Origin of the sequence: Magnetospirillum sp., assembly GCA_027532905.1 — a bacterium.
GTDB lineage: Bacteria > Pseudomonadota > Alphaproteobacteria > CACIAM-22H2 > CACIAM-22H2 > Tagaea.
In genome coordinates, this window is the sequence record JAPZUA010000001.1 from 643,751 (window position 1) to 662,795 (window position 19,045).

The window sequence follows — 19,045 nt, forward strand, 5'->3', positions numbered from 1 at the left end:
GCCTGCCCGGATATTGCCGATGCGCCCGATGCTCTCTGTTTTTGCTGTTTTTCTTGCTGTTGCCGGTGCGGCCCCCGCTTCGGCCCAAACGACGCCCGCCGCCCCTTCGCCCACGCCGGGCGAAACCGTCGATCTGCGCGCACCCGGCCGGCTCAACGCGCAAGCCTATCGCGACGTGCCCGCGACCGGCTCGGTACGCGTGCGCCCCTACGACGACACGCGCGAAAACCGGCGCCTGCAGACGCAGATCGAGCGCGCGGTGGAGCGCAAAGGTCGGCGCATCGAAGACAAGGCAGCCGACCTCTCGCTGAGCTTCGAGATCGAAGTGCGCCAGGTCGGGCGCGCAGGGCCGCCGCAGGGCATCGGCAGTTTCACAGCCGACCGCAACGACGCACGCCTGCGCCTCAATCTCTATTCCAATTCCGAGGACAGCCTCGTCAATCCGCGCCGTGCCGAACTCGGCAGCTCGGGCTCGGTGCAGTACACGATGGTGATCTCGCTCGACGATGCGCGCGGCACAAGGCTGTGGCAGGGCACGGCCACCTTGCTGGGCGCCCCCGGCGACGAGACCAGCGCCTACGGCTCGATGGCGCGCGCCCTCATCGACGAATTCGGCCAGACCGCGCGCCAAAAACCCTTCCGCGTCGAGTAGCAACAATGGCCGCGAAGGATCATGGCCACGACGACGACCATCACGGCCACGATCATCACAGCCATGACCACCACGGCCACGGTCATGCGCATCTGCCTGCCAGTTTCGGCCGCGCGTTCGCGATCGGCATTGCGCTCAATCTCGGCTTTGTGATCGTCGAAGCGGGCTACGGCATTGTCGCCAACTCGATGGCGCTGCTGGCCGATGCGGGCCACAATCTTTCGGACGTGCTAGGCCTATGCGTGGCGTGGCTTGCGACCGTGCTTGCACGGCGCAGGCCTTCGGCGCGCTACACCTACGGCCTGCGCGCAAGTTCGATCCTTGCGGCCTTGTTCAACGCGGCGTTTTTGCTCATCGCCGTCGGCGCAATCGCGTGGGAGGCGGCCCAGCGCCTTTTCGATCCTTCAGGCGTGGAAGTGGCGGCCCCCACCGTGATGGCGGTTGCGGCAATCGGCATTGCGATCAACGGGGCGACCGCGTGGCTGTTCGCGCGCGGGCGCAAAGGCGATCTCAATATCAGGGGTGCTTACCTACACATGCTGGCCGACGCCGCGATCTCGGCCGGTGTGGTGGTCGGCGGGCTTGCCGTACTGCTGACAGGCTGGGCCTGGATCGACGGTGCGGTCGGCCTTGCGATCTGTGCGGCGATCGTGTGGGGCACCATGGGCTTGCTGCGCGAAAGCGTGGCGTTGTCGCTGGCGGCCGTGCCCGCAAACGTGGACGCGGGCGACGTGCGCGCATTCCTCGCAAGCCAGCCCGGCGTCGCGGGCCTGCACGATCTGCACATCTGGGCGCTCGGCACCGACCAAACGGCGTTGTCGGCCCATCTCGTGATGCCCGCAGGCCCGCCCGGCGACGCGTTTTTGGGGGCACTCTGCGCGCAATTGCGCACGCGTTTTTCGATTGCCCACGCGACCATTCAAATCGAGACGGATGCAAGTGCGTGCGCACTCGCCGCCTGCGGTGCGGCGTAAAGCGGCACGCAGGCGCCCGACGCAAAATTTTTTGATCGCGACCTCGGCTCCATCTGGGTCGAGTGGAAGGCGATTGGAGGATATGGTAATTTATCCTTTAACAGTATGTTTGCTTAGTTCTTGAAATAAACATTTTCCCGTGCTTTGATCAAGCATCGCTGCTGGGTTTATCCCCGGCCGCGTCTGCTGTTTGACATGTGAAGAAAGACGAAGCGGATCCCGCTCAAACGCGGGTCTTGCAACATGTAACCTTCAATCGTCGTCGTGGTTACATCTATGGAATATCAATGGTTTGATTAGGCGACGGTCGCTGTTTGTCGCGTTTGGTCACCTATTTCGGGCGGTTGGGCCTTGCCCTGGGGCCTGGGCTGGGGTACCCCCGGGGCATGCTTGAAGCTGCTGCCATTGATCAGGTTTCGGCGCGGATTGCCGAGATTGCGGCAACCGCGATCGTGCCGCGTTATCAGGCGTTGGCGGCGCACGAAATCGCGCTCAAAGGCCCTAGCGACTACGTGACGGCCGCCGATCTCGAGGCCGAAGCGCTGCTCGAGCGCGCGTTGGCCGACATTCTGCCCGGCAGCGTCGTGGTCGGCGAGGAAGCCGTTGCCAAAAACGCAAACGTGCTCGACCGCCTTGCCGAGGTGGGACCGGTGTGGATCGTCGATCCGCTCGACGGTACGGGCAATTTCGCGCAAGGCCGGCGGCCCTTCTGCACGATCGTTGCGTTGGCGATCGCCGGCAAACCCGTGGCGGGCTGGATCTACGAACCGCTCTCGGGCGATCTTCTGGTTGCGGTGCGCGGGAGCGGTGCGCAGTTTCGGGGCACACCTGCAAAGCTTGCCGGCGGCACGGTCGGGGCGGTCTACGGCAACAAGCTGCGCAAGCGCGCGGTTGAGAGCGAGCGGTTCGCCGGATTCGTGGACGAGCGCTGTGCGGGTGCGGTCTATCTCGACCTTGCGCGCGGGCGCATCGGCTTCGGCGTGTTCACGCGCGCATTGCCGTGGGACCATGCGGCCGGCTGCCTTGCCGTTGCCGAGATGGGCGGCGTGTCCGCCTTCATGGACGACCGCAGCGCCTACGACGTGCGCCGCCATGTGGGGCCTCTGCTGCAGGCGGCAACGCAAGAAGCGTGGGACGATATCGCTTCCGTGCTGGCCGATCAGGAAAACGCCGCGAGCAACGCACCGTAGGCGGCCAAGCATACGACCGCCCACGGCAGATTCCAGCGCGCGAAGATGGTCGGGTTACGGCCCAGAATGCGGCCCAGAATCATCGAGCCGCCCGAATAGGGCGACAGGGTTGCCGACAAAGCCCAGCCGACCTGGATCGCAAGTACGAGCCCGAGGGCGGACAGCGGCGAGGCCTGCATGCCGAGCACAGCACCGCCCGCGATCGCACTCGTGATCAGCGCCACAATGCCGAATTGCGAGCCCACGATGATGAAGAGAGCGATCGCAAGGGCCAGCACCGGGCCCGGCAAGGCGAGCGCATCGAGCAAGGCCGACACGCCGAGGCTTTTGAGCAGGACCGCAAGTGTGACGCCCAAAGCGCTCGAGGCCCCCAGCACCACCTGTTCGCCGCGCATGTCCGGTACGTAAGCCGCAACATGGCGGCGCAGGCGCAAGCCCCAGATGCTGGTGGCACGCACGAAACCTAGATTCGCATACTGCAACCAGAGCCAGCAGAGGGCGAACAAGGCGGCGACCCAGGCAATCGCCTCGACCATGCCCATGCCGCTGACCGCTTTAAGCGTGAGCACGCTCGCCACCAGGCCCGCGATGATGAACAGCATCGGGGCTGCCTGGCGTGCGGGCGGGATAGGTTCGGTTCGCGGCGGGGCGCGGCGTTTGGACGGCGGCCAACGGACGCGGTCGACCGCCCAGCCGATCGCGATGAAGAGCGCCGCCATCGCTGCTGCGGGCGGGCCCATGTCGAACCAACTCACGCCCGGCACCATCGCCAGCGAAAACGCCACCGAGATCGCCATCGGCGACCATACGAGCATGCTGAAAAAGCCCTGCAGCAGCGCTACGTTCATGCGCTCCTCGCGAATCGCCACAATGCCGGCGTCGCCGCCCGCCGCCTGCAGCGTGTTGGCTCGGTTCACGAGCGTGCCGAGCAGCGTGACCGCCCCCATATTGAGGGCGATGCCGAAACCGTGGCCGCCGAGGGCGAGCGCCAAAAAGCGCCGGCTCGGCGATTGGGCGATGAGCCAAGCGCCGCAGCGCCGCACGGCCGCCGAGGTGCGCGCGGCATCGCGCAGCAGGCCAAGCGCCGTGAGCAAAGCCACGAACACCGTGGCGCGGTCCAAGGCGGTGCCCAGAGTCTGCGGCCAATGCGGATCGAGCCACACGACCGGCACGCAACTGCCCAACGCCGCTGCCGCGAAGATCCGTTCGGTCGCACGCATGCGGGCAGCAATCGCCACCAGCCATAGCGCCAAAAGCGGCAAGGTGAGCGGGCGCAAAACGGCAAAACCGACCGCCGTCTGCAGCAGGGTTGCGAATGTAAGCGCCACCGGCAGCCAAACGGCCAAGCGGTCGGCCAAACCATGTGGAGGAATAGGACGCGGCACGAGAAAGCCAGTGTCGCGCGGCAAACCGCAGGCTGGCAAGAGGGGTGCCTCCACGCCTATAGTCCGGCCCGCAAATGACGCAGATCGCCGCATATCTCGCCGCCGAAGGCTTCGTGGAACCGCTGCGCGAAGAGCTCGGCACCGTCGTCGCCGAATATGGGCGCCTGCTGATGGCGGAAGGGCCGCCGCGGGCCGCCGCCTGGGCACAAAATGTGTGGCGCAATCCGCGCGAAATTCCGATCGTGTCGATCGGCGACGGGGTCAAGGCCTTGCGCGCGCTGCAGCGCAACTGGGCATACCTGCCGCATCTCGCCCACCGCCGCGGGGCGTTGATCCAGGAGGGCTTGCCGAAAGTATCGGGCAAGCCGCTCGAATTCGGCACCTTCCCGCCGGCAGCCCCCATGGGGTCCTGGATGCTGCTCGCCCCCGATCGGCTTCTTGCAAGCCCCGATTGCAGCAGCGCCTTCGCGCACGGCGAATGCCGCTTCGTCGAGGATCGCAGCGGCCCGCCGAGCCGGGCCTATCTGAAGCTCTGGGAAGCGCTGACGCTCGCGGGCGAAATGCCGCAGCCGGGCCAGCGTTGCGTCGATCTGGGTGCATCGCCCGGCGGCTGGAGCTGGGTGCTCGCCAAGCTCGGCGCTTCCGTGCTCGCGGTCGACAAGGCGCCGCTCGATGAGAATGTGATGGCCCTGCCCGGCATCGAATGGCGCCAGGCAAGCGCCTTCGCCCTCGAGCCCGCCGAGATCGGCCCGGTCGATTGGCTGTTCAGCGATGTGATCTGCTATCCGGCGCGGCTCTACGAACTCGTGCAGCGCTGGCGCGAATCAGGTCTCGCCCGCCGTATCGTGTGCACGCTCAAATTCCAGGGCGCCACCGACCACGAAACCGCGCAGCGTTTCGCGGCGATCCCGGGCAGCCGCCTGCGGCATCTGTTCCACAACAAACACGAGCTGTGCTGGTCGTCGTTTTAGGTCGCAGTACGGCGCAGCCAGTCCAACGTCGCCTCGAGCCCCGCTTCGAGGCTCGTGTGCGGCGCCCAGCCCAAGGACCGCAGCCGCGTGCAGTCGCTGAGCGAGAGCCGGATGTCGCCCGCGCGCGGAGGGGCGAACGCCGGATCTGCGTTCGAGCGCGCCAAGCGCTGCAGCAGCCGCGCCAAATCGAGCACGCTGGTGGCATGGCCCGTGCCCACGTTGAACACCGGCGCCGAAACGGAAGCTGCGTCGAGCCCCTTGCGCAAGGCGGCCACCACGTCGGCCACGTACACAAAGTCGCGCGCTTGGCCGCCGTCGCCCTGGATCGTGCAGGCCTGGCCCTTCTGCACGCGGGCCGCAAAGATCGAGATCACGCCCGAATAGGGGCTGGCCGGATCCTGGCGCGGGCCGAACACGTTGAAGAAACGGAAGCCCGCACTCGGCACGCCGTGCACGAGCCCCGCCACGTGCGCATGCAGCTCGCAGCCCAATTTGTCTGCCCCGTAGGCCGACAGAGGCTTGGTCGCACTATCTTCGGCCAGCGGCAACTTCGGATTGTTGCCGTAGACCGCCGCCGACGACGCGTAGACGACCGGAATGCCGCCATCCGCACGGCGCGCCGCATCGAACACATGGATGGTGCCGGTCAAGTTCGTGCGATGCGTGCCCGGCCAATCTTCGGTGCTGCGCTGCACCGACGCTATCGCCGCCAGATGCACGATGCCGTCCATGCCTTCGGCGGCAGCAGCGACTGCCGCAGCGTCGCCGACATCGCCCACGACGAGTTCGGCGCGCGCATCGAGATTGGCGCGCTTGCCGGTCGAAAGATCGTCGAGCACGCGCACGCGATGGCCAGCGCCAAGCAAAGCGTCGCACAGATGCGAGCCGATGAAGCCGGCACCGCCGGTCACGAGATATTTCGCCATGGATCAGTCTGCCTTGTGCGCGCGGATCGAGGGGTTGGATTCGACGAAGGAGAGATAGGGAAGGTTCGCGAGCTTGCGCAGCATGATCGTGTAGGCAAGCATGAAGCTCGCAAGTGCCGACGCGAAATAGCCGTAGCCGTACCAGGTGAAGCCCGCATAAAGAGAGAGCGCGGTGCACAATGCGTTGGAGGCGAGGAAGAACAGCGTGATCTTGAGGGCGAGCATGCGCAGATCGAAATAGGCGAACACGATCAGCACGAACAGCAACAGCGAATGAAACAAAGCGCCCAGCACGCCGAGGCGGAACATGCCCATCTCGGCAAAGCTCACGCCGAGGGCGGTGAAGATCGTGGGGGCCAGCAGGATCGCGAGATAGGTGATGGCGCCTTGCAGCACCACGAGGATACGGAAGCCCTCGCCCACCGTGTCGATAAGGTCAAGCTGGGCCGCCCGGATCCGCGCCCATGTACCGTGGCCGCGGATCTGCGCGAAGAAGGCCATGTAGCGTTCGAAGAACGCGGTTTCGACGATCAGCACGAACAGCGCCATCGCGGGCAGGATCGTCATGTAGGCGAGGAACATCGCACTGTCGTAGAGCGGATACGACACGAGTGCCCCCGCCTCGACCGTGCGGTCGGGCTCGAGCCACATGATCCATTTGTCGACCCAGATCGCCATATTGTAGGCAAGGGCCGTCAGCGCCAGATCCCAATAGCGCTTGAAATACGGCGCAAAGCCGAGCGGGTTCAGCACGGGATACGGATATTCGGCGAAGATGCGCGCCACGAGCGCGTAGAGCACGATGCAAAGCCCGATCGTGAAACCCGACAGGAGCCCGGCAGCCCCGAACTTGCCGAGCACGATGCCCGCCGCGAGCCCCGAGCCCATACCGACCAGGAACGCAGTCGTGATGGTGCGGAAATCCTTGAGCGTGGAAAGAAACACGCCAGCGATCCACAAGGCACCCGTCACGAGATAGCTTGCGATCGCGGCCAAGCGCACTTCGAGCGGGGCGTCGATCGCAAAGCCGTAGAGCCCGACCACGAACGGCAGTTGGATCGCCGCCATCATGCCGAGTGCGCCCAGCAGCATGCCGGGGCCTTCGCTCACATTGCGCACGTAGATCTGGTCGGCGAGATAGCGCGTCACCACGATCGCGACGGGGCCGGTCAAGGTCAGCGAGAAGCCGAAATTGTAGATCACGACGATGCGGAAGATCGCCACGTCCTGGTCGGCAGCAAGATCGGTCGCAACGATCGACAAAGTGCCGAGGCACAGGATCGTCACAAGCCACGGGCCTGCGGCCACCAACGTCGCGTGCATGAAGGCGCGCAGCGTACCGAGCACGTCGTCGCGCCTGGCGAGGTCCCGCAGCGAGAAGCCGATCCCTGCCATCAGGCCGCCTCGCTGCCAGTACGCGAAACCGCTTTGGTCGGCGCATCGCGGTAGCTTTCGTAGAGCGTGCGGTAGATGCCGTCGATGGTCTTTTTGTTGTAGTAGAGCTCGACGCGCCGCTTGATGGCGGCGGCGCAGCGCGCATGCCAGGCTTTGTCGCGCAGCAGGCGCGCAAGCGCACGGCCCGTCGCGGCCGGATCGGCAAGCCCGGTGATCTCGCCGCCGGGTCCAAGTGTTTCGGCTTCGTCGCTGCGCCCTTCGAGCATCTCGCGGCACGCACCCACATCGGTCGCCACGGTGGGCACGCCGGCCGCCCCGCCTTCGAGGATCACGAGCGGCTGGGCTTCGGACACCGAGGTGAGAGCAAGCGCATCGATGCGGCCGAGCCAGTCGGTGAGCTTCTGCCTTCCCATGAAGCGCAGCGTGCTTTCGAGGCCGAGAATGCGCACGAGATCGCGGCACTCGGCCGCGTAAGCGGGATCTTCGTCCTCGGGCCCGAGTACCAGGGCTTCGACGTCGGGCACCTCGCGCTTCACGGCGGCCACGGCACGGATGAAGGTTTTGACGTCTTTGATGGGTACGACGCGGCCGATCAGCGCAACAGTGGGCTTCCGCCCTTCGTCGGCGCGCGGCACGGCCGCATAGGCGTCGTAGTCGATGCCGTTGGGGATCACGCGCAAGCGCTCAAGCGGCGCGCCGTCGCGCCGCTGCATGGCTTGGTTGCCTTCGTAGAGGGTCACGATGGCGCTTGCGGTCGAATAGATCGCGCGCGAATAGGCCACGAACGTGTCGATCCACAGATCCTTGAGATCGCGCCGCGAGCGGTCGACCGCCAGCATGCGCGGCCGGTTCGCCGACAGCCAATCGGCCATCGTGATCTCGATGCGCCGCTCGTTGGTGTAGATGCCGTGCTCGGTCACGAAACATGGCCGCCCGGTTTCGAGGTGCGCACGTGCGGCCATCAAACCCGCATAGCCGGTCGATATCGTATGGTACACGCGCGCCTGCGGCAGCGGTGCGAGCAAGGCCGCAAACAGCCCGCCGAGCTGCGCGCGCCACGTCCAGAAATAGTCGAGAAACGAGCAGTCTGGCACGCTTGCATGGTACATGCGCACAAGCGCGTTCCACGCGGTCTGCGAATTGAGCAGCGTCTCGGCCCCGAGCCGCGTGCGATAGGGTGCCACAAGCTCGACGATGCGCGCGAGATCGGAAATGCCGCCGCGCGCCTGGATCGCGAGCAGCGAAGGCTCGAGTGCATCGAACAGCTTCTTCAAACCGCGCACATGCTTAGGCCCCGCCGCAGGTTGCTGCAGATACACATGCGTGAGGCCGACCACGTTGTCGGCGATCGGATATTTGAACGCGCGCGCGCGCCGGTCGGCCAGCAGCGCCACGCAATGGAAGGTCAGATGGGGCTGCGCGCGAATGAGGTCGTTCACCCACGTGGACACGCCGCCCGACACGTACGGGTACGTACCTTCGAGCAGCAGACACACATCCGCGCTCGGGAAGTTCGCAAAATCGACTCCGGGCTCCGCGATGCTCATGCGATCTGGCGCCCGCCCCACAGATTGGCGGCATCGCGCAGCAGCGGATCGGCAGCGGGATCCTTGTCGAGCAGCGGTGCAATGCGTGCCGCCACATTGCGCAGCCTTGCATAGGCGCGCTGGCGGAACAGGCATTCGAGATACCAGATCGTGCCGACCGGCGGCAGGCGTCCGGCCTCGGCCGAGCGGGCGAGCAGTTGGCTTGCCTCTTCGAAAGCTTCGAGCCGCACGAGCAGACGGCCCTTGGCAAGCTCGAGGGTACCGTTCTCGGGCGTCTTTTCAAGTGCCGCCGAATAGAGCGCCAAAGCGCGCTTGCGGTTTTCGTCCTGGCGTTCGGAATCGAGCAAGCCCGTGAACGCGTATTCGTCGTAGTGCCGGGCGGCGGCGGCGATCAGCGGCACGTCGCCGGGGCGGCGCGCAAGCTCGCCCTCGAGATCGACCGAGCGGCGCATGAAGCGCTGTTCGATCTGGGCCACGGCGGTCGCAGCCTGCACGCGGATCGCAGGTTCCTCGTGCGCGAGCGCCGCTTTCAGGGCCGGCGCAAAGGCCGGTTTAAAATAGGTGGCGATCAGTGCGAGCAGACCTTGCTTCTGTTCGAACGTGCCGAAGGCCAGTATGTCCGTGAAGCTCGCAACCGAACGGGCGGCCGCGCGATCGTCGGTGCCATCGCCGACGATCTCCTGGAAGAGGGCACGCGCACTTGCTGTCTTCTGTGCCGGAAACAGGGCCGCATACCATTCCTCGAAACTCGACGTATGGCGGCGGAACAGCGCGTAAAGAAGTGCGCACAAAACCGTCCCTGCCGCACCGAACGGCCCGGTAAGAGCGGCCGATCCGACCAGCAGATACGGCAAACGCAGATCGCGTTTGCGATTGGCAACGCTCCAACTCCACGCGCCCAAAACGCCGACCGCACCCGCATGGATCGCCAAGGCCTCAACCACGCCGATTTGGCCCACGATCGCCGCAAACCAGCCGAGCGATATTGCAGCACAAGCGGCAAGGCCGAGCAGACAGGTTTCGACGATCGGCACTTCGGCCGCCAGCGACGACAATTGCGCCAGCATCGCCGTATGTTCGCGGTCGCGCCGCGCCTGCCGCCGCTCGTTGCCTTGTGTCTGGCTCATGGATCCGCCTTCAAACGCGCCGTGCGGCTGGCATTGGCGTAGGCGGTACCGATCCATTCGCACAGCAGGCGAAAATTTTCGATCGTCGTGGCCGTGAGATCGAGAAAGCCCATCTCTTCGATCTTGAGCATGCCGACGACTTCGCCCGTATCGACATTGAGCAGCGGGGCCGCAAGCAGGCCTTCGCCGCGCATCGCCAGGTCATCGGCCTCTACCGCCGCCACGAGCGTGCGGCGCGAGCCGACGACGGCCTGGAACAAGGGCGAACTGCCGTCGAAGCTGCGCGCGTTTTCGCCTGCTTGCGACGGCCAGCCTTCGTTCATCGCGAGCTCGAGCACGTCGCCGCGCAGCAGGAACAGCGAATAGCGGCGCGGCCCCATGACCGTGCGCACAAGCTCGCCCACGCCCGCCTCGACCTGCTGGGCCGACATGCGCTCAATGCCTTTGGCGGCGTTGTAGATCGCGAACACGGTGCGCAGCTGGCCCGCCACGCGCGCTTCAAGGCTTTCGCGCCGTATATCGAGCCTGCGATAGGCGGCTGCGATAACCTCTTCGCGCCGGCGCGACTGTTCGAGTTCGGTGCGCAGACCGTCGCGTTCGCGCCGCACGCGGCCCTGCAGCTCGCCGAACAGCACGGCCGCCACCGCCCACATCAGCGGATCGAGCGTGGCGCGCAAGAGCCAGCCATAGAGATCTTCGTCGAAACTTTGGGCCGGCATATTGCCGACGAGCAAAGCCGCCGTCGCAGCGACCGCCGCCAGCAGCGCTTCGCCCGTGCCGTACTGCACCGCGCACAGCAGCACGATGAGCCAGAACGGATGCGGCTGCAGGCTGGCATAGCGGCTGAAGTCGAGGAACAGGAAATCGATCGCCAAGGCCACGATGAAAAAGACCGCAATCTCGACCAACGCCGATTGGCGCACGCCCAGCAGACGCGGTGCGGCGTCCTTGGCTTCCGGCACTTGAGGTTGGACTACATCCGCCATGTCAGATATCCGCCGATCGTCGTTGCCGCCGAAGAATCGCGCCCCACGCCGCGCCCATAGCCGGTGCGCAAACCGCCATGCAACGCGCCGTCGCCCAGCCAAGCGGCACTTGCCCCCAGCAAGGGGCCGCCGCGATGGCCGTAGCGGTCGTAAGCGGGGCCCGCCGAAAAATCCGCCACGATCGGCCACACCGCGTCGAAGGCGCGCTTGAAATCGAGCGTGTAGCCCGCGAGCACGGCATGCACTTCGCGATAGCGCACCGGAATGGGCCGGTATTCGGCCCCTGCCAACGTGGGGTCGGCGGCGCGCGTGATGCGCCACGGATATTCGCCGTCGAACGCGTAGGCAAGCGATGCGCCCTGCACAATGCCGTCGAGCGGCAAGCGCAGCTCGCCGTCGAGCGTTGCCAAGCGCGCACCGTCGATCAAGCCCGGCAGGCCGTAGCGGCTGAGGCCTGCGCGCACGCGCAGATCGAGCCCGAGGAACGCGCGCTCGCCGTATTCAGCGAAGACGCGATCGCGCGTACCGCCGGCCACGAGGCTCTCCGAAAAATCCCAGTAGGGACGCGCAAGCTCGACGCCGAGGCCGTAGCGCGCAAGATCGCTGACAAGGTCGGTGCTGAGCCCGACACCCAGACGTTCGGCATTCGCGAATATCTGGCCGTGCACGCGCGTACCCTCGTCGCCGCGCCAGGCGAGCCCGACGGCGCCGCGCTGGCGCCCGCCTTTGAAGGCGCCGGTCTGTCCGTTCGCGCGGCGCACGCCGGGGCTGTCGAGCTGCACCGTGTCGAAGGCGGCCGTTGCGCGCCAGGCAAGATTGATCGGCGCTTCGGCCGTCGTTCCGACGAGATATCGCTTCTCCTGCGAACTTGTGCGCCGATATTCAGGCTCGACGCGCGTGAAAGCGGCGTCGCCGCGCGCAAGTTCGGCGCGTGCCGCGGCGATGTCCGGATTGCCGGGATCAAGGGCTGCCGCACGCGCTAGCAGATTGGCCGCGCGCAACGGGCGGCCGATCTGACGCTCCACGCTTGCAAGCTGCGCCAGCGCTTCGGCGTCGCTCGGATCTTCCTGCGTGAGGCGCGCCAGCCTGCCGCGCGCAATGTCGGTCTGGCCGCTCTGCGCTTCGAGGACGGCGCGCAAACGCTGCAGGCGCCGCTCGGCACGTTCGACCGCTATACCATCGGGGGCCGTTTCGTCGGCCACTTGGCGTTCCGGCAAACGCAGCACGAGCAGCACGCCGCCGTCTTCGCGGCGCAGCGTGGGGCTCGCATCCTGCGTGCCGACAAACACAAGCGTATCGAAGCCGCTGGTCACGGTCTCGACGAAACGTGCGAGGTCGCGCTGCAGCCCGCCCGCCTCGAAGGCCGCAACGGGGCGCGCAAATCGCAGCACGGCTTCGCGGCCTTTGGTTTCGAGGCGCATTTCGACCGGCGGCACCGCCACGATGCGCACATTGGCAAGCGGCCCTTCGCTCGACCACGTCATGTCCAGGCGCGGCGGGGCCGTTTGTGCGGCAAGCGGCACCGCGACGCCAAGCAACGCCGCGAAAGCCGCAACAAGGAAGAGGCGGATCCGCGCGCTCATGAGCGGTCCTCCAGAACGACGCGCGCTTCGGCATTGCGGCCAAGCTCGATCAGCACGCCCGCATAGTCGGCGCGCAGATCGCGATTGCCGGGCTGGGCGCGCAGCAGACGCTCGAACAGTTCGACCGACTGGTCGGCAAGGCCGACGCGGAACAGCGCATAGGCCTTAGCCGCCTGCACATAGGCGGGCGGGGCTTGCAGCTTGTCGATGGCGGCGATTGCGGCTGCGTGCTGAACGCGTGCGGCGGCACGGTCGCGTAGCCGCACCGCGATCTCGCCAAGCGCGTAGTGCGCCTCCCAATCGCTGGCTGTTTGGCCAACGGGCCCGGCGAGATAGCGCTGCAGCAGATCGCGCGCACGCGCAATGTCGCCGGCCGCATAGGCTGCAAGCCCAGCAAGGCGCTGGGCGGCCGGGCGCGAGGGATCGAGCAGGAAGAGTCGGTCGAACGCCTGGCGTGCGAGATCGTTGCGGCCCAGCGCTTGCGCAAGTTCGCCCGCACGCTGTGCGAAGTCCGGCACCGTTTCGTTTGCGATGCGCGCTTCGATGAGCCGCAAGGCTTCGGCACGCCCACCTGCGGCCAGATAGATTTCAGCCGCAAGCAACGCCGCCGCTCCGCCGGCACGGCTGGGCTGGGCTGCGTCTTGCGCCAGCAATTCGGCCGCACGCGGCGCGGCACCCACATTGCGCAGCACGTTGATCCAGCCCATGCGCGCGTTGCCCGACGAAGCCTTCGCCTGCGCTTCGATCCAGGCAAGCTGTGCGGGCTCGGGTCGCGGACCCATCACGTAGAGCGCTTGCTGCGCGGCCGTGCTGTCGGCCGGTTGGCCCTCGGCGATCTGTTGGTAGAGTGCAAGGGCCGTGGCCTTGTCGCCAAGATCGAGAACGCGATAGGCCAAAGCGCTGCGCTGGCTTTCGTCGAGGCCGGGCTTCTGCGCGCGCGCCACAAGGCTTGCCAGCAACTCGCCCTGCAGACCCGCGCGCTCGAGCGCCAGATCGAGCGCGTCTTGCCATTCGCCGCCAATGTCGGCCGCCATGCGGCGCAAGACGCCGAGCGCTTGGGCGGGCGCAAGCTCGAGCAGCGCATAGGCCGCGTTTGCGCGTGCTTGCGGCGGCAAAGCACCGTCGCCCGCCACCGCCTGCAGCAAGTCGACGACAGCCGATGCACGCCCGGCCGAGCGCGCCACGCTCACGTAAGCGCCGAGCCATTCGCCGGGATCGCGGCGGGCCCGGCGAGCAAGCTCGGGCAACGCGTCGTCCCATGCGCGCTGGTCGATCAGCGCATAAAGCGCTTCGTCGCGTGCGGCTTGGCGCAAGTTTGCGTCGGCAAGGCGGCTGCGCCAATACGTGCGCAATTCGGCGCGCGCACCGGCATCGTTGCGCGCCGCCTGGCTCAAGCTTTCGCGATAGAGATATTCGGCCTCGTCGCCGCCCGGATCTGCGCGCAAGGCACGCGCCTCGGGCAGAGCTTCGAGTGCGCGACCTGCGGCTAGTGCGGCCTGCGCCACGCGCAGGCGCGATTGCGGCGTGGGGCCTTCGAGCGCGCGGAGGCGGCGTGCGGCGGCAAGCTGCAGCGAAGGCGCCTTTGCGTCGGCACCCACAAAAAACAGATCGGTCAATGTCTGCGACGACAGCGCGGAACCGTCGGCATCGAGCCACGCGGCCACCGCATTGGCTCTGCCCGACAACGCACTCGTAAGCGCCCAGCCCGTGACGGCCGCCAACGACTGCGGCCGCTCGCGGCGCAAGCGCTCGAACACGACGGCCCCGTCTAGCGTGCGCTTGAGGGCGATATAGAGCTGCGCCATGTCGCCGATCGCCGTTTCGGGCAGATCGGCATCGCGCGCCGCTGCTTCGAGCAGGCGCAAAGCGCGCTCGGGCATCTCGAGGCTCGCGAATATCTGCACGAGGTCGAGCGTGTCGCCAAGCGTGCGGCCAGGCACTTCGGCGGCGCGCATGGCAGCAGCAACGGCGAGATCGCGCTGGCCGACCGCCAGATGCATGCGCGCCGCCAGCATCGGCGCTGCCGCGAGGCGGGCGGGATCGATGCGGCGCGCAATCGTTTGCAGCAACGCCGTTTGGCGCAAAGCCAAGGTCTGCTCGATCAACTGCACAAGCTGCGCGTCGCCGAGCGCGCTTGGATCGAGCCGCTCGGCCAGTGCAAGCGCTTGCGTCTCGCGGCCGGCGGCAAAGCCGAACTCGACGAGATCGCCGAGATAGCGCGGTGCAAAATCGGCGACCCCGCGCGCCATCTGCAAATCGAACAGGCGTGCGAGCAGCGGGAAGGCTTGCGCATCGGATGCAGCACGCATCAGCGCCATGTTGACGGCCGGGTCGTTGCCCAAACGGCCTTCGACGGGTGCAAGGGCACCCAGCGCCTCGGCCGCCCGCCCGCGCCCCAAAAAGGCGGACGCGACGACGCCGACAATTTCGCTCGGCGCGTTGGGCGGCAAGCGCGCTTGTGCGATCGCGAGTGCTTGCGACACCGCCCCGCTCTCAAGCGCCATGCCGATCCACAATTCGAGCACGCTTGGTGCGATTGCGGTGGGAAAGCGTGCGGCCAATGCGGCGAGCGTTGCCGCCGCGTCGGCGAATTCGCGCCGGGCCGCGCGCAGCTCGGCCAGATCGACGAAATCCTCGGGCTCGGCGTCGGGCAAGGTGGCGAGCTGGGCGAGCGCCGCAATCTGCTGGTCGGTGTCGTTGGCAAAACTCGCGAGGGCCACGAGTTCGCGGATCGCAGCACGTGCGGGCTCGAGGCGCACGAGTTCGACGAGATTCTCGCGCCGTGCCGGCTCGCGGTTGGCCCAGCGAAGATAGATCTGCAGAAGCTTGCGCGTGTCGATAAGTTCAGCGCGTTCGAGCGAACCCGTCGCGACGAGGCTGTCGAGCATCGCGATGGCGCGCGAAACGTCGCCTTGCTGGGCGTAGAGACGCGCAAGCGGTGCCACCGTCGCGACCTGCGGGCCATTGCGCGCGAGGCGCGCTTCGAAAAGTTCGAGCGCCTCGCCGAATTCGCGGTCGCGCAGATGCATGGCTGCCCGCTCGGCTTCGCCGGGCAGCACCAGCAGGCTTGCGGCCACACTCGCCCCGGCAAGCGCTGCCACCATCGCGTACTGGCCGGCCATGCGCCGATAGAGGCCGCTCACGATTGCACCCGCCGCAAACGCACCGCGACGCGCCGCCCGTCGGCGCGCGGCAAGGACAATGCGAGCGTGCCGTGCGCGTCGGCGCGCACCTCGCCCATCTCCGTGCCGTCGACCGCGAGCGCGTATTGCGCATCGGGTGCGACGCGCCAATGCATGGTGCCCGCGCCAAAGCCTTCGGCAGCGAATTCGAAGGTCCCCTGCCCCCGCTTGAGATCGGCGATGGGCCAGCGCGAATCGATCAGATAGACGGTGTTGGCGGGCCCCGCACGCCCGAGGGCCACGACCGGTGCGGCCTCAGCCGGATCGAGGGCCACGTAGAGCGCGCCCGCCTCGCGCCGGAAGCCGAGCACGCCGCGGGCGCGCGCGAAGTCTACGGCCGCGTCGTCGAACGGCGGATCAAAACGCACCGTCTGTAAAGCGCCGCGATCTTCGATGCGCCACGCGCGGTCACCCAAGGCGATGATGCGCGCATGGTAGAAACCCTCGGCGATCGCGGCGTAGTGGCTTGCAAAGATCGGCGCGATCTCGAGCCCGCGCGCATAGGCAAGATTGCCGAGCAACGCTTGCAGGGCGGCATCCTTTTCGCCCGAATAGACATGGTAGTACACATTGACGGGCGTGAGACGGCGCGGGGCACCTGTGTTGGCGATCGTCTCGGCGAGATCGCGAAAACCGAAATAGCGGTCGCTCCACAGATCGGTGTAGGTGTTTTCGTTCGACGCGGCCGCGTAGATCTGCCAGTGCGCGCCGACGCGCCTTCCGATCGGGGCGACGTAGGACAAAGAATTGAACTCGGCGTCGAAGCGCGTGTCGCCGCCGTTGATGTTACGCAAGCCCGCCTGCGTCGCCAGCGCAAGCGCCGCCTCGCCCGGGGCCGTGTTGCCCGACCATTGCACGAGGCCGAGCGTTTTGCCCGGCGGCAGCAGCGTTTGGATGTAAGCGGCAGCCCCGCCGATTTCGTCGGTGAGCGCATAGGGTTTGCCTGCATATGCGCGCGGCGTGTTGTAGGCACCGGCAGCCCCGTACTGGCCGTCGAATTCGGCGGCGCGTTTTTTAGCTTCCGTATTGCCCGACACGCGATTGCGAACGCGCGCGACCATTTTCGCAATCCAGCCTGCATTTTCCTGGCAACCCGGATAGCGCGACGCGACCGCGCGCTCGAGCGCTTCGGCGTCGGGCCGCTCGAAAAACGGCCAGTCGAACGGATGCGTCCAGGTGTGGCTGCCGGCCTCGACCTGCGGCAGTGCGAAGATGCGCCGTGCGATCGCGCGCCCTTCTTGGGTGCCGCACCATTCGGAGTGCAGATCCGCCACAATGGGCGCCATCGTCACCGGCAGGTCGGGAAACGGTGCGATCGCTTCATCGAGCACGATTTCTGCCGAAAGTTTGCGCAAGCGGCGGCCAGGCTGGATTTCGGTCACGTTGCGCCAACCGTCGCCGTCGATATGACTGAAATAAATGCGCCGCCCGACGAGGGTCGTCACGTCCGGGATCGGCGCGTCGTTTGCCCCCAGCGTGCGCGCAAGGAAGACGATCGGATCGATGCGCCATTGGCGCCGCCGCAATTCGGGCTCGTAGAAATGCGAATAGCCCAAGGCCGCAAGCCCGCCCTGTTTTCCAACCATCACGACATGGCTCTCGGTCTCGGGCCGGTCGCGCTTTCGCAAAACAAGGGCCGAGATCGTGCCCGTATCGCTCGGCCGCCACACCGCGAACGGGGCGAGCGGCGGCTCGAGGGCGCGTTCGTATTCGACCAAGGCCGGCACGCGCGGATCGGCCTCGACGTCGAAAGTGAGGCGCACATATTCGTCGAGTAGGCGGAAGCCCGCACGCTCGAAGACGGCATTGGCAGCGGCAAGCGATACGCCTTCGCCGCCGCTGCGCGCGCGCAGGAAGCCGGGCTCGCCGATCAGCACGAAGCGCAAGCCAGCGCGCGTGGCGCGTTCGAGAAAGGCGAGCATGTCGGCGGGATCCGGCACGCTGTCGGTATCGATCCAGGCGACGACTGCGTGCGCATCGGCAAAGCCTGCGGGATCGGGCAGCTTCTTGGCGACGTCGAGCGGCTCGGCGATGTAGCCGAGCCGATTGAGCGGCATCTCGAGCATCGAATGCGCGAAGCTGTTGCGCCAATCCTTCGCGACCGACGTCGAATCCCACAGCACCAGCACGCGGCGCGGCACCGGCTGGGCCTGCGCTTGCGCGAACGCGGACCCGAGCAGCGCCAGCAAGAGGGCGAATACAAGAGCGCGGATCATCGCGGTTCGGGCACCACGCGGTCGAGGGCGACGGTCGCGACATAGGGCGCGAAGCCGAGTGCCCGGACTTTGGCATAGATCTCCTTCAGCATGGCGCCGTCTTCGGGCGGCCAGTACTCAAGCGCCAGCAGCTTCAATTTGGGATTGCGGCGGGCCGCTTCCCGCAGCATGGCGCTCTCGGCCTCGTGCTGGGGTGCCGGTGCGAGGCGCGCGCGGTTGTTCTGGAAATCCCAGGCCGTCACCAGCGATTCGGCAAGCACCATGTCGACCGAGTTTTCGACGGCCGGCAGAATGTCGTAGCCGCGATTGAGCACGACGATGGCCGACGGGTGGCGACGCTTGATCGCACGCACGAGTTCGATCGTGGCGAGCGTCGCCCCGGCAAAGCGCGCGCGGTCGCGCCGTTCGAGATCGGTGCCGGTGTCGACCGTGTCGAGAAACACGCCGTCGAAACCGCGCGCGAGGATGGCGGGTACGAGTTCGTCGAGGATGCGCGCGTGCCAGCGCTTGTCGCGGATGTCGACCGCGAACGCACCTTGCCAAGTCGGATTTTCGTCGAGCAGCAGCCCTTGCTGCCGCACCTCGTCGAAATAGCTGCGCGTGCGGTGCACCTCGCCCACACTCAGATAGCCAATGGCGAGCGTTTTGCGCGCGCGCAAAGGTCCGAGATCGGGATGCCGGTCGCTGTCGAAAACCACCATGTCGAAGGGAGCAAATGCCTCGGGCGGTGCCGCATCGGCGTAGTACACGGCCCATCGGAACGATGGCGGCTGTGCGCGCACCAATCCCAGCAGCGTCGATAACACGAATAGAACCCCACAAAATGTAGCAATCGCGCGAAGCCCCAAAGCCGTTGCAAGCATCTGCGCATAAGCCCCAAACGATGGCCAAATCGGCCTGCGAATCGATTT

General features: G+C 66.6%; 14 protein-coding genes. 4 read left to right on the forward strand and 10 right to left on the reverse strand.

Features of this window, described 5'->3' with window-relative positions:
• Positions 1-19: 19 nt before the first annotated feature.
• The 3 genes from O9320_03080 (at position 20) to O9320_03090 (ending at position 2,816) form a co-directional block, all read left to right on the forward strand.
• Positions 20-652, forward strand: coding sequence for a hypothetical protein (locus O9320_03080; GenBank protein MCZ8309809.1), 633 nt, complete (start codon positions 20-22; stop codon positions 650-652).
• A 5-nt stretch (positions 653-657) separates the two neighbouring features.
• Positions 658-1,626 carry a cation diffusion facilitator family transporter gene (locus tag O9320_03085; protein ID MCZ8309810.1) on the forward strand — a complete coding sequence of 323 codons (969 nt, stop codon included), beginning with the start codon at positions 658-660 and terminating at the stop codon, positions 1,624-1,626.
• Positions 1,627-2,012: 386 nt separating this feature from the next.
• Positions 2,013-2,816: an inositol monophosphatase gene (locus O9320_03090; GenBank protein ID MCZ8309811.1), complete on the forward strand. Its 804-nt coding sequence runs from the start codon at positions 2,013-2,015 to the stop codon at positions 2,814-2,816.
• Here O9320_03090 and O9320_03095 read toward each other — a convergent pair.
• Positions 2,786-4,255, reverse strand: coding sequence for a hypothetical protein (locus O9320_03095; protein MCZ8309812.1), 1,470 nt, complete (start codon positions 4,253-4,255; stop codon positions 2,786-2,788). The two genes, O9320_03090 and O9320_03095, sit on opposite strands and share 31 nt — an antisense overlap.
• A 20-nt stretch (positions 4,256-4,275) precedes the next feature.
• Here O9320_03095 and O9320_03100 point away from each other — a divergent pair, with 20 nt between their 5' ends.
• Complete coding sequence (locus tag O9320_03100; GenBank protein ID MCZ8309813.1) at positions 4,276-5,172, forward strand: hypothetical protein; 897 nt, start codon at positions 4,276-4,278, stop codon at positions 5,170-5,172.
• On the opposite strand, the gene O9320_03105 is transcribed toward O9320_03100, so the two are convergent.
• The 9 genes from O9320_03105 to O9320_03145 are packed head-to-tail and all read right to left on the reverse strand — an operon-like array spanning position 5,169 to position 18,940.
• The gene (locus tag O9320_03105) at positions 5,169-6,098 is read right to left on the reverse strand and encodes an NAD-dependent epimerase/dehydratase family protein (GenBank protein ID MCZ8309814.1); all 930 of its coding nucleotides are present in this window, start codon (positions 6,096-6,098) and stop codon (positions 5,169-5,171) included. The two genes, O9320_03100 and O9320_03105, sit on opposite strands and share 4 nt — an antisense overlap.
• A 3-nt stretch (positions 6,099-6,101) precedes the next feature.
• The gene (gene pelG / locus O9320_03110) at positions 6,102-7,493 is read right to left on the reverse strand and encodes an exopolysaccharide Pel transporter PelG (GenBank protein ID MCZ8309815.1); all 1,392 of its coding nucleotides are present in this window, start codon (positions 7,491-7,493) and stop codon (positions 6,102-6,104) included.
• Positions 7,493-9,040, reverse strand: a complete 1,548-nt coding sequence (gene pelF, locus O9320_03115) for a GT4 family glycosyltransferase PelF (GenBank protein MCZ8309816.1) — start codon at positions 9,038-9,040, stop codon at positions 7,493-7,495. The genes pelG and pelF overlap by 1 nt, the downstream gene beginning before the upstream one ends.
• The gene (locus O9320_03120; GenBank protein MCZ8309817.1) at positions 9,037-10,167 is read right to left on the reverse strand and encodes a hypothetical protein; all 1,131 of its coding nucleotides are present in this window, start codon (positions 10,165-10,167) and stop codon (positions 9,037-9,039) included. Before O9320_03120 ends, pelF begins: the two co-directional genes overlap by 4 nt.
• Complete coding sequence (locus tag O9320_03125) at positions 10,164-11,153, reverse strand: GAF domain-containing protein (GenBank protein ID MCZ8309818.1); 990 nt, start codon at positions 11,151-11,153, stop codon at positions 10,164-10,166. Before O9320_03125 ends, O9320_03120 begins: the two co-directional genes overlap by 4 nt.
• Complete coding sequence (locus tag O9320_03130; protein MCZ8309819.1) at positions 11,141-12,736, reverse strand: hypothetical protein; 1,596 nt, start codon at positions 12,734-12,736, stop codon at positions 11,141-11,143. The genes O9320_03125 and O9320_03130 overlap by 13 nt, the downstream gene beginning before the upstream one ends.
• The gene (locus O9320_03135; protein ID MCZ8309820.1) at positions 12,733-15,879 is read right to left on the reverse strand and encodes a hypothetical protein; all 3,147 of its coding nucleotides are present in this window, start codon (positions 15,877-15,879) and stop codon (positions 12,733-12,735) included. Before O9320_03135 ends, O9320_03130 begins: the two co-directional genes overlap by 4 nt.
• Positions 15,876-18,134, reverse strand: a complete 2,259-nt coding sequence (locus tag O9320_03140; GenBank protein ID MCZ8309821.1) for a hypothetical protein — start codon at positions 18,132-18,134, stop codon at positions 15,876-15,878. The genes O9320_03135 and O9320_03140 overlap by 4 nt, the downstream gene beginning before the upstream one ends.
• On the reverse strand, positions 18,131-18,940 hold the full coding sequence (locus O9320_03145) for an endo alpha-1,4 polygalactosaminidase (GenBank protein MCZ8309822.1): 810 nt from the start codon (positions 18,938-18,940) through the stop codon (positions 18,131-18,133). Before O9320_03145 ends, O9320_03140 begins: the two co-directional genes overlap by 4 nt.
• Between the last annotated feature and the right edge of the window lie 105 nt (positions 18,941-19,045).

Excerpts from the sequence above, each read along its gene's own strand:
- O9320_03080 (MCZ8309809.1), top strand. The coding sequence starts at position 20 with ATGCGCCCGATGCTCTCTGTTTTTGCTGTTTTTCTTGCTGTTGCCGGT.
- O9320_03085 (MCZ8309810.1), top strand. The coding sequence starts at position 658 with ATGGCCGCGAAGGATCATGGCCACGACGACGACCATCACGGCCACGAT.
- O9320_03090 (MCZ8309811.1), top strand. The coding sequence starts at position 2,013 with ATGCTTGAAGCTGCTGCCATTGATCAGGTTTCGGCGCGGATTGCCGAG.
- O9320_03100 (MCZ8309813.1), top strand. The coding sequence starts at position 4,276 with ATGACGCAGATCGCCGCATATCTCGCCGCCGAAGGCTTCGTGGAACCG.
- O9320_03105 (MCZ8309814.1), bottom strand. The coding sequence starts at position 6,098 with ATGGCGAAATATCTCGTGACCGGCGGTGCCGGCTTCATCGGCTCGCAT.
- pelG (MCZ8309815.1), bottom strand. The coding sequence starts at position 7,493 with ATGGCAGGGATCGGCTTCTCGCTGCGGGACCTCGCCAGGCGCGACGAC.
- pelF (MCZ8309816.1), bottom strand. The coding sequence starts at position 9,040 with ATGAGCATCGCGGAGCCCGGAGTCGATTTTGCGAACTTCCCGAGCGCG.
- O9320_03120 (MCZ8309817.1), bottom strand. The coding sequence starts at position 10,167 with ATGAGCCAGACACAAGGCAACGAGCGGCGGCAGGCGCGGCGCGACCGC.
- O9320_03125 (MCZ8309818.1), bottom strand. The coding sequence starts at position 11,153 with ATGGCGGATGTAGTCCAACCTCAAGTGCCGGAAGCCAAGGACGCCGCA.
- O9320_03130 (MCZ8309819.1), bottom strand. The coding sequence starts at position 12,736 with ATGAGCGCGCGGATCCGCCTCTTCCTTGTTGCGGCTTTCGCGGCGTTG.
- O9320_03140 (MCZ8309821.1), bottom strand. The coding sequence starts at position 18,134 with ATGATCCGCGCTCTTGTATTCGCCCTCTTGCTGGCGCTGCTCGGGTCC.